Annotated in this window: 9 protein-coding genes; 4 read left to right on the top strand and 5 right to left on the bottom strand. The window is 65.7% G+C overall.

Annotated features, from left to right (window positions below; all coding sequences use genetic code 11):
• The first annotated feature begins 156 nt into the window (after positions 1-156).
• Positions 157-855 carry a VIT1/CCC1 transporter family protein gene (locus tag AC1DSN_RS12985; protein WP_477293396.1) on the top strand — a complete coding sequence of 233 codons (699 nt, stop codon included), beginning with the start codon at positions 157-159 and terminating at the stop codon, positions 853-855.
• 6 nt (positions 856-861) lie between these two features.
• Here AC1DSN_RS12985 and AC1DSN_RS12980 read toward each other — a convergent pair whose 3' ends face one another.
• The 3 genes from AC1DSN_RS12980 to AC1DSN_RS12970 form a co-directional block, all read right to left on the bottom strand.
• Positions 862-2,226, bottom strand: a complete 1,365-nt coding sequence (locus AC1DSN_RS12980; protein ID WP_213949346.1) for a GGDEF domain-containing protein — start codon at positions 2,224-2,226, stop codon at positions 862-864.
• Positions 2,227-2,285: 59 nt separating this feature from the next.
• Positions 2,286-3,521, bottom strand: a complete 1,236-nt coding sequence (locus AC1DSN_RS12975; protein ID WP_477293399.1) for a cation:proton antiporter — start codon at positions 3,519-3,521, stop codon at positions 2,286-2,288.
• Between the two features lie 93 nt (positions 3,522-3,614).
• Complete coding sequence (locus tag AC1DSN_RS12970) at positions 3,615-4,160, bottom strand: TetR/AcrR family transcriptional regulator (RefSeq protein ID WP_477293401.1); 546 nt, start codon at positions 4,158-4,160, stop codon at positions 3,615-3,617.
• A gap of 83 nt (positions 4,161-4,243) precedes the next feature.
• Between AC1DSN_RS12970 and AC1DSN_RS12965 the strand changes: the two genes are divergently transcribed.
• Positions 4,244-5,131 carry an alpha/beta fold hydrolase gene (locus AC1DSN_RS12965; RefSeq protein ID WP_477331027.1) on the top strand — a complete coding sequence of 296 codons (888 nt, stop codon included), beginning with the start codon at positions 4,244-4,246 and terminating at the stop codon, positions 5,129-5,131.
• Between the two features lie 21 nt (positions 5,132-5,152).
• Here AC1DSN_RS12965 and AC1DSN_RS12960 read toward each other — a convergent pair whose 3' ends face one another.
• Entirely contained in the window at positions 5,153-5,497 is a 345-nt protein-coding gene (locus tag AC1DSN_RS12960; protein WP_477293403.1) for an EF-hand domain-containing protein, read from the bottom strand.
• Positions 5,498-5,589: 92 nt separating this feature from the next.
• Between AC1DSN_RS12960 and cysK the strand changes: the two genes are divergently transcribed.
• On the top strand, positions 5,590-6,546 hold the full coding sequence (cysK, locus tag AC1DSN_RS12955) for a cysteine synthase A (RefSeq protein WP_477293405.1): 957 nt from the start codon (positions 5,590-5,592) through the stop codon (positions 6,544-6,546).
• Positions 6,547-6,653: 107 nt separating this feature from the next.
• Positions 6,654-7,061 (top strand): hypothetical protein, encoded by a 408-nt coding sequence (locus AC1DSN_RS12950; protein WP_477293407.1) that lies wholly within the window; start codon positions 6,654-6,656, stop codon positions 7,059-7,061.
• A 17-nt stretch (positions 7,062-7,078) separates the two neighbouring features.
• On the opposite strand, the gene AC1DSN_RS12945 is transcribed toward AC1DSN_RS12950, so the two are convergent.
• The coding region (locus tag AC1DSN_RS12945) for a hypothetical protein (RefSeq protein ID WP_477331025.1) at positions 7,079-9,704 on the bottom strand (2,626 nt) is incomplete at its 5' end.

Here is a 9,704-nt window from a genome sequence, read left to right as displayed (position 1 = left end):
CCATCGTCCTGCTCGTGCCCAGCCAGGGACCGTCGTGGGAAATCGCGTTCTATCGTGTCGGCGAAGTGGTGCTCGGAACGCTATGCGCGATCGCCGTCGGCTGGCTTGCCTCATTCATTGAAACGCGTGTCATGCGTGACCAGGAGAAAGCGCCCGATGCTCAGGCCTAAACATCGCGAACACCACCGGCTGGATCGCATTGGCTGGCTACGCGCGGCGGTACTGGGCGCGAACGACGGCATCCTGTCGACGGCGAGCCTGCTCGTCGGCGTGGCGTCGGCACAGGCGACGTCGGCCAGCGTGTTGCTCGCTGGCGTTGCCGGACTCGTTGCCGGCGCGATGTCGATGGCGGCGGGTGAATACGTCTCCGTGCGTTCGCAGGCAGACAGCGAGCAGGCGGAACTGGACCTGGAGTCGCGCGAACTGCTCGAGGATCCCACCGGCGAACACAAGGAGCTCACCGAGATTTACGTGCGGCGTGGCCTAGACCGAACGCTGGCCCATGAAGTGGCCGAGCAGCTGATGCGACACAACGCCCTGGAAGCCCATGCGCGCGACGAGCTCGGGCTTTCCATAACGACGGCGGCGAAGCCACTTCAGGCGGCAGCAGCCTCGGCGGTGAGTTTTGCGGCGGGTGCCGTCCTGCCGATCCTTGCGGCGGTGTCGTCACCGCGGGAGCGAGTGGCACTGATCACGGTCGGCGTATCACTTCTCGCACTCGCGATTCTCGGTGCCATCTCCGCGCGGCTCGGCGGCGCGAACCTGTCGCGCAGCGTCGCGCGTATCGTCTTCTGGGGTGCGTTGGCGATGGCTTCGTCGGCGGCGGTCGGCCGACTCTTCGACGCGGCGGTCTGAGCGGGTTTAACCCGAGACGCAGCGGTTACGGCCACCGTTCTTCGCCGTATACAAAGCGAGGTCGGCGCGATCGAACACGGTCTGCGGCGTGTCGCCCGGCTGGAACTGGGCCAGGCCGATGGAGGCCGTCACGCGCACCGGCTGGCGGCTGGCGTGGAAAGCGAGGTGCTGGATCTTGCCGCGCAGGCGTTCGCACACCTGCATGGATTCGGCCTCGTCCGCACCATCGAACAGCACGATGAACTCCTCGCCACCGTAACGCGCGACGAAGTCGCAGGGACGCACGTGCTTGAGCAGCGCCTGGCCGATGATCCGCAGCACGGCATCGCCGGCGGTGTGGCCGTAGGTATCGTTGATGCTCTTGAAGTGATCGATGTCGATGGCCGCGATGCTTAGCGGACGCGTCGTGGTCTGCCAGCTTTCGAAAGCGGCCTCGATGCGCTTCTCGTAAGCGAGGCGGTTGGGCATGCCGATCATGGTGTCGGTCTGCGCCAGTTCGTGCTCGCGTTCCAGCGACCGCTGCAAGGTGTTGCGTTCGGTTTCCAGTTGCTCGATACGCTGGCGCATGCGTTCGGCGCGGTCGCGGTACGCGGTGAGACGCGACCCTTCGCGGTCGCGGAACTCGCTGAAGCACTGCGCAATGGTTTCCAGACAGCTGTTCACCCGCTCGCGCAGGTCGTGCACGTCGTCGTATTCGAGTGCGGCCTCGCTGAGCAGGCGCATCTCGTGGGCGACCGACGCATCCAGCGCCTGGCCATTGGCTTCGCCGGTGGACTGGTCAGCCAGTTCACGCGACATGTACTGGCTGAGTTCGTCGAGCCGGCTGGTGACGTGGCGAAGCACGCCTTGCAGGGCATCGATCTCGCGCTGGAGRCCGAGGCGCTGTTCGTTGATGAGATCGGCAAGGCGATCGCCACAGGTGGCGAGGGCGACCAGGTCGCCCGCATCAGCCACGTCGTGGCGCAGTTCGTTGGCACGGTCAGCCAGGCGTGGCAGCACGATGATGCGATCGACCAGGCGACTCAGCGCGGACTGCACCGACGAACCATGCTCCGTGCGCGTCGGGCGGGTGATCGCGATCGAACGTTCAGCGAGCGTGCCGCGCGGGCGGGCACCCAGGTTGTTCATCGCCTCGGTCAGGCCGTTGACAAGGGGTTCGAGGGTCATCGCGTCCATCGGGCCCTGCAGGGCACCGGACAGACGTTCGATGTGGGGATCGACCTGGTCATGGGCGCCGTGCGCCGCGCGACCGAGACAACCGACGAGCTGGCGCAGCAGGGACTCGGCGGTCCGCCACTGTGCTTCTTCACGGCTCAACCGATCGACGGCCTCGTGATACTTGCTTTCCCAGACCTGGTTGTCCAAACGCACGCCCCAACGGTCGCGTTAACTGCCGAATACGTGCGCCATACTACGAGAAATCACGGGGGTTAGCTCGGCAATTCGGCGTTCGGCCCGGTGTTTCGCTCAACCGCTGCGGACCGAAARTCCTCGCGCTTGAGCCGGGGAGCCACGATGGGCACGGTCAGCATGGTGCTCGCCACCGCCATGAGCAGCAGGGCGGTGAAGGTTTCGCTGGTGATGATGTGGCGGTCGAGCAGCACGTTGACGAAGATAATCATGATCAATGCCTTCGTCTGCAGCAGCCACCCGACGGTCCATGCGTCGCCGCGCTTCCAGCCGAGCAGTTTTCCTGCCACACCCACCCCCGCGAGTTTGCCCACCACGGAAGCCACCAGCAACAACGCCGCGGCGACGAAAACCGCGGTGCCGCCGATCTGCCAGTTCGTGCGCAGGCCGGTGGAAAGAAAATAGACGGGCATGACGACGAGTAATACGTTGTGCCGAAGCCCGTCGAGGCGTTCGAGACTGAACCACTCGCGCTCCATGACGGCTCCGGCGAGGAACGCACCGACCATGAAATGCAGGCCGCACCAGTCGGCGCCATAGCCACAGGCAGCGAGCCAGACGAGGCCGATGAAGTAGCGGTCCATCTCCGTCACGCGTTCCATGAGGCGACGGAAGAGCCACGCCGCCACGGCGAAGATGGCCAGGAAGGCGAGCTGGTGACCGACGCGCTGCCAGTCCAGCAGGATGATCGCGAGAACGGCCCAGATAGCGAGGTCGTCGAGGCTCGCATAGCGCAGTACGCGCTGGCCAAGCGGCTCGCGCAGGATGTCCATCTTCTCCATCAGCAGGATGAGAATGGGCAAGGCAGTCACCGCGCAGGCCATGCCGATGCCGAGGACAAATTGCCACGTGCTCGCCGACTCGCCCATCCAGCCTGCCCGCCACGCCAGCATGCCGATGGCGGCAAGGCAGCCGGTGAGCAGTGGCGCACCCAGGGCGAACGCGGCCGTCGTGCCGCATTCTCGGCGTTGCTTCCATACCTCGCGCAGGTCCAGCTCGATTCCGGCGATCCAGACGAAGATCATCACCGCCCACCAGGCGATGCCGTTGAGCGCCGCGATCACCGGCGGCGCGAACACGGTCGCGTAGTAGCCGGGAAAGATTTTTCCGAGCACCCCGGGCCCGAGCAGAATGCCGGTGAGGATCTGCACCACCACCAGCGGTGCCCAGTAGTCGGTTCGAAACACGCGCCAGATCAGATAAGGCACGCCAAGGATGATCGTCATCGCGATCAAGAACAGTTCCGTCGTGCTCATTCGCTCTCCCCAAGCCCCGGCAGAGCGTACAGGACCGCACACTCTTACGAACACCACCCCGGCTCACCGGTGGCCGGCCGGGCAGGCGCCGATTTATCGGCGATGGCTGCTCGCCGCCTCGCTCAACGATAATCGCAACGCCCGCGCCATCGGCTCGACGTCCCCCTCCACCACCGTCCACACGGTCGCCCCCTCCAGCCGCGCGATCGCATCCCCCGCCAGCTCGCGCGCACGCGCCTCACCCACCGACGGTGCCAGCAATGCCGCCAGCCTGTCGCGCTGTCCGGTGAAGAACCCACGCACCGCGTTCGCCGCGTCCGGGGTATCGGGTCCCGATGCGCCATAGGCCAGATGCAAGCCGACGCAGCGGGTCTCCGCCGACAAGCCACGGGCGATCCGTTCCAGCACCACGCCATAGGCGGCGAGAGGATCGGCTTCCGGCAGGTCAACGAACAGTTCGTCATTGGTCAGGGTGAGTACTTCGGGTACCAGGGCTTCCTTGGTCGGGAAGCGCGTGTACAGGCTGGCCTTCTTCAGGCCGACCTTCGTGGCGAGGTCCTGCATGGAAGCGCCGTCGTAGCCGTGATGTCGAAACAGCTCCCGTGCCTCACGCACGATCGAACCCAGGCTTGCTTTCATCGAATCCTCCGCATAAGCTACCGACCGGTCGGATCTATTTTAACAGATCGGCCCTCGAAGTTCATTCCCCCCGGAGACCCGCCATGAATGCTCCCGCTCCCGTCCTTCCGACCGTCCGCTACCGCAGCCAGGCCGTCGGCAACGTCGATGTCTTCTACCGRGAGGYCGGCCCGGCCGACGCTCCGGTGATCCTGCTCCTGCACGGGTTTCCGACCTCCGGCCACATGTTCCGCGACCTGATTCCGCTGCTGGCCGACCGCTACCGCGTGATCGCCCCTGACCTTCCGGGCTACGGCCAGACGAAGGCCCCGAAGCGGGGCGACTTCGACTACACGTTCGACAACCTGGCGCAGGTCGTCGGTGGCTTCGTCGATGCGATCGGCCTGACCAGCTACGCGCTCTATATCTTCGACTACGGCGCGCCAACCGGCCTGCGCCTGGCACTCGCCCACCCGGAGCGGGTCACCGCGATCATCACGCAGAACGGCAATGCGTACCTCGACGGCTTCAGCGCGGGCTGGGAGTCGTGGCAGCGTTACTGGCGCGAGCCCACGCCGGCAAACCGGGAGGCCACCCGCGACGCGCTTGCGCCGGAAACCATTCGCGACATCCAGTACGGCACGGGCACCGATCTGAGCCGGTTGTCGCCGGATGGCTACACGCTGGATATCGCCTATATGGGCCGCCCCGGCGCCGACGAGATCCAGCTCGACCTGATCCTCGACTACCGCAGCAACGTCGCGCTCTACCCGGATTTCCAGGCGTATTTTCGCGCGCACCAGCCGCCGCTACTGGCCGTGTGGGGCAAGCACGATCCGTTTTTCATTCCGCCCGGCGCCGAGGCCTATAAGCGTGACCTGCCGGAGGCCGAGGTGCACTTCCTCGACACGGGGCACTTCGCACTGGAGACCCATGCGAACGAGATCGCCGGTTACATCCGTGACTTCCTCGGTCGCAAGCTGAAAGCCTGAGGTAGGTCGCCGCCGTCGCCTTCACATCGGCGGCTGCGAGAGTTCCTTCGCATTGAGATAGCCGTCCTTGTTCCGGTCCAGTTTGTGGAACTGGTGGATCAGGTTGCGCTGGAACGCGTCGAGATGGATCGGCCGGGCGCCGGGCCGCATGGGCCCGTCGTTCGCGTCGATCACGCCGTCTCCGTTCACATCCATGCGCAGGAAGCCCTGGCTCATGTAGCGAACGTACTCCGCCTCGTCGACCCGGCCGTCACCGTTCGCATCCATCCGCTGGAGGTATTCAGCGGGAGTGCGCGGATAGTCCTGGGCGGATACCGCGCTGGCGAAGAGCGTGAAAGCCACGAAGGCGTATGGACGTCGATTCATGGGGCGGGAGTCTGCGCGATCGCCCCGCGTTTGTCGCCCCATGCGTCGTGGGAGTACCTTTGGCTTCTTACCCTCCAGCCAAGGGAACGCCGATGATCTACGACAGCATTCTCGACACGATCGGCCGCACGCCGATCGTCCGCCTTCATCGCCTGGCGCCTTCGCACGTCACGCTCTACGCCAAGGTCGAGTCGTTCAATCCGGGTGGCTCGGTCAAAGATCGCCTGGCCATCGCGGTCATCCTCGATGCCGAACAGAAAGGCCTGCTGAAACCCGGCGACACGGTCGTCGAGGCTACCTCGGGAAACACCGGCGTCGCCCTGGCCATGGTCTGTGCGGCGAAGGGCTACAAGTTCGTCGCAACCATGGCGGACAGCTTCTCCGTCGAGCGTCGCAAGCTGATGCGCGCCTATGGCGCCCGGGTGATCCTGACCCCCGCTGCAGAACGGGGTAGCGGGATGGTCCGCCGGGCCGAGGAACTTGCCGCGAAGCACGGCTGGTTCCTGCCGAGGCAGTTCGCCAACCCGGCCAATCCGGCATACCACCGCAGCACCACCGCGGCCGAGATCCTGCAGGACTTCGCCGGCCGTCGCCTCGATGCCTTCGTCACGGGCTGGGGCACCGGCGGCACGCTCACCGGCGTCGGCGAGATGCTCAAGCTGGCCCGTCCCGACACGAAAATCGTCGTCTCCGAACCAACGGCCGCGCCGCTGCTTGCCGACAAACCCTGGTCGCCACACAAGATCCAGGGCTGGACGCCGGACTTCGTGCCCGAGGTCCTCAACCGGAAGGTCTTCGACACCAATATCCCGGTAGACGAGGTCGTGGCCCGCGACACCGCGCGCCGGCTGGCGAAAGAGGAAGGCCTGTTCGTTGGCGTCTCGGCGGGCGCGACAGTGGCTGCGGCCCTGGCCTTCGCCGAAAGCGCCGCAAAGGACAGCGTCATCCTCGCCATGCTTCCCGACACGGGTGAGCGCTACCTGTCGACCTTCCTGTTCGAGGGCGTGGAAGAAGGGTCCGACACCGAATGGCTCGAAAGCCTCGGGTGATCGCCCGGCCTCGGCGGCGGTCCCGTTAATCGCTCCGAACGGGATCGCTGCATTGCCATCACATCGTGGTCGTCACGGTAGTCGCCTGAATTGAAGAGGAGACCCCCATGACCTTTTTGCGCCGCAAGACCATCAGCGAGGCGCTCCTCGCGCAAGCCCGGCAACTCTCGCAAGACTACACACCCCGCGATGCTTACGATCTGGCGCGGGGTTACGCGCGTGACTACGCCGGACGTGCCGGCACGCTGGCCAGCCAAGCGTTGACGACGACCAAAGCGCGGGCCATTAGTGGCCGGGCCGGAAGGAACCGTATGAGACTGGGCATCGCCATCGGTGTCGGTCTTGGCGTGAGTGCGCTCGCCACGGCATGGTTGCTCGCCCGCCGGAAGGCACTTACGCAGGACGAGTACGACGAGCACGACCCCACGCGTTACCGCCCCACCAACGCGAGCGGCGATGCACTCGATGGCACGGGCGAGGACAACCCCGTGCCGGGCGAAACGGGACTGTACTGAGACCGTCGCTTCCGGATTCAGGCGGCCGCAGCAGGCCGCCTGCGCAACACGGCCAACGGCTGCGCCCATGTCGCCCCCGGCCGCCGCTTGCTCGTCACCAGCGTCAGATCCGATGGCTGGAACACATTGACGTTATGCGTGGCCGGCGTGGTCAGGATGTACTGGGCTCGCGTGGATTTCAGGAATGCACCCACCTTGTCGATGTTGAAGATATCCAGATGCGCGAAGGGTTCGTCGATGAAGACGAAGCCGCCGGGACGATCTTCATCGCGCATCAGCGCCACCAGCAACAGCAGCGATTTCATCACCTGCTGGCCGCCGGATGCTTCGCCGTCGTCCATGCCGATCCAGCCCTTCTTGTCGAACTCGAAGCGCACATGCAACGCCGCCGACGCGAGCGTGAGGTCGTCGTTGCTCAACTCCGGGAGCTCGACGTCCACGCCGATGCCCGCCAGTTCGGCGAGTACCTTGAGGTTCTTTGCGTAGCGCCGGACCGTGTTGCGCAGGACCTGGATGTACGCGCCACGTGCTTCGTGCGTGATACGCGAGGCGCGCTCAAGGTGGATGCGGCGCTTCTCGAGATCGAGCTTGAGACCGTCGTGGTCAGTCCACAGCTTCTCGCGCAGCGCGACGACACTGGCATCCTGCTCCCAATGGCCTTCCTCGAGACGACGCTCGATGCGTTCGATCTCGCGGCGCACGGAAGAAGGCGATTCGTAGCGTTCGCGCAACGCGGCCATGGCGGCGCGACTGCGGTGGGCGAGGCCGACATGCGCGCGTTTGGCACGGAAGGCCTTGAGGCGATCGATCTGGTCGTTGCGCAGCTGATGGTGTTGGCGCACGGCATCGGCAAGCTGGTTCTGCACGACCCGCTGTTCGCGGGCGGCGTTGTCACGTGCGTTGGACGTTTTCAGTCGTCTGTCGCGCACGGCCTCGTAGTGGTTCTCGGCAGCCACATGGCTGTCCGCCGTGCGCTGAACGTCTTCTCGCAGGCGCATCTGCTGCTCATGCGCTTCGCTGAATTCGTCGGCGCGGTCGGCGAGCTGGCTGCTTGCACTGGCACCGCGAAGCACGCCTTCGGCATCGGTCGCGCGGGCCAGGGTTTCCTTGCGTTCGCTCGCGATGTCGCGAAGGCGGCTTTCGATCTCGCGCAGCTTCGCCTCGCCATCGCGCAACTGTCGGTCACGCGCGCCGGCACCGAAGTACATATCGTCGACGCCGAGGTGTCGGCCGCCGCGACGTTCGCGGAAGTAACCCTGCGGGGTGATCCAGTCCTGCTCGCGCCCGAACGCCGAACCGTCGGCGATATCCTCTACGCGACGGATACGATCGAGGTTGCGCAGGAGCCAATCCGGCGCCGCGGCGGAGAACTCGACGACCTCGAGAAGGGAGCCCCGCGTGGCCTTCTCCGCGGGTGCCCGATCGGCCACGACGAAGTGCTTGTAGCGATGCTGCTCACCGAGCTTCCAGGCCTTCTCGCGGTCGCGCGGATCGTCGAGCAGGACCACATGGCGATAGCCCGCCAGCACCGCTTCCACGGCCGGCTGCCAGCGCGGTTCGACGATCTCGACAATCTCGCTGAGCATGCTGTGACGGATGCCCGCGCCTTCGAGTGCGCGGCGGAAGTCGGCCTCGAAATCGGGCGTGTAGCGGCGGCCGCTACGCCATGCCGAGAGTTGGCTGGTGAGCGTGGTCAGCTGCTGGCGAAGCGTGGTCTCTTCGCCTTGAAGCGCATTGACACGTGCGCGGGCATCGCGTGCCACATCGGCCAGGCGCTCGTGATCGGCGCCGCCTTGCGCGGCGACCATCTCACGCAGGCGTAGCTCCTGCTTGATCAGAAGATCGTTCTGGGCGAGCTCGGCGCGAGCGGCATCGAGGCTCTTCTGGGTCTGTTGCCGGGCGAGATCGGCCTCGTGCTGCTCGCCGCGAAGGGTCTCTCCACCCGCATCGAACTCGCCGAGCTGGCGCGTGAGTTCGGCATCGCGCGCTTCGAGTTCGCCGACACGACGCTTGACGCCGGTCAGCGGGGGTCGCGCGCCACGGATGCCGGCCCCAAGCTCGGCGAGCTCGGTTCTCGGCAGGATGTCGGCAACCAGGTCGACGCGCTCGCTCTTGAGTGCATTCCATTCCTGGAACGAACGCGCGCGGGCCTCGGCTTCCTGCAGGCTTACGCCGATGAGGGAAAGCTGGTGCTCGAGGCCGTGCTGTTCGCGGTCGGCCTCGTTCTGCTCGTTGCGCGCACGCTGGTAGTCGTCGAGCACGGCCTTGTCGCCGAAGACATCGAAGACCAGGTCCAACAGTGCTTTCGGTGGCATCTGGCAGAGCTTGTCCGTCGCACCCTGTTCGAGGGTGAGCACGCGACGGATGGCCTGTGACAAGCCGGCGCCTTCGAGACGCACGCGATACTCGCGCAGTCCCAGGAAGTCGTTGCGGGCCTCGATTTCCTCCACGCTGACATCGCCGCCGACCACGGCATAGTGTCGCGTCCACTCGCCACCTTTCTTCTGAATGCGGCAGGCGAGCGTGACCTCACGGTCCATCAGCGGAAAGAAGGGGCGCTCGCCGCTCGGCCCCGGCGTGTTGCCGACACGGGCGCGCAGCCAGGCGAAGGGCTTGCCGTTGTGGCGCAGATAGCTCTTGTAG

The organism is Luteibacter sp. P4_D7_3 (assembly GCF_056401735.1).
This window is presented reverse-complemented; position numbering and strand designations above follow the sequence as displayed.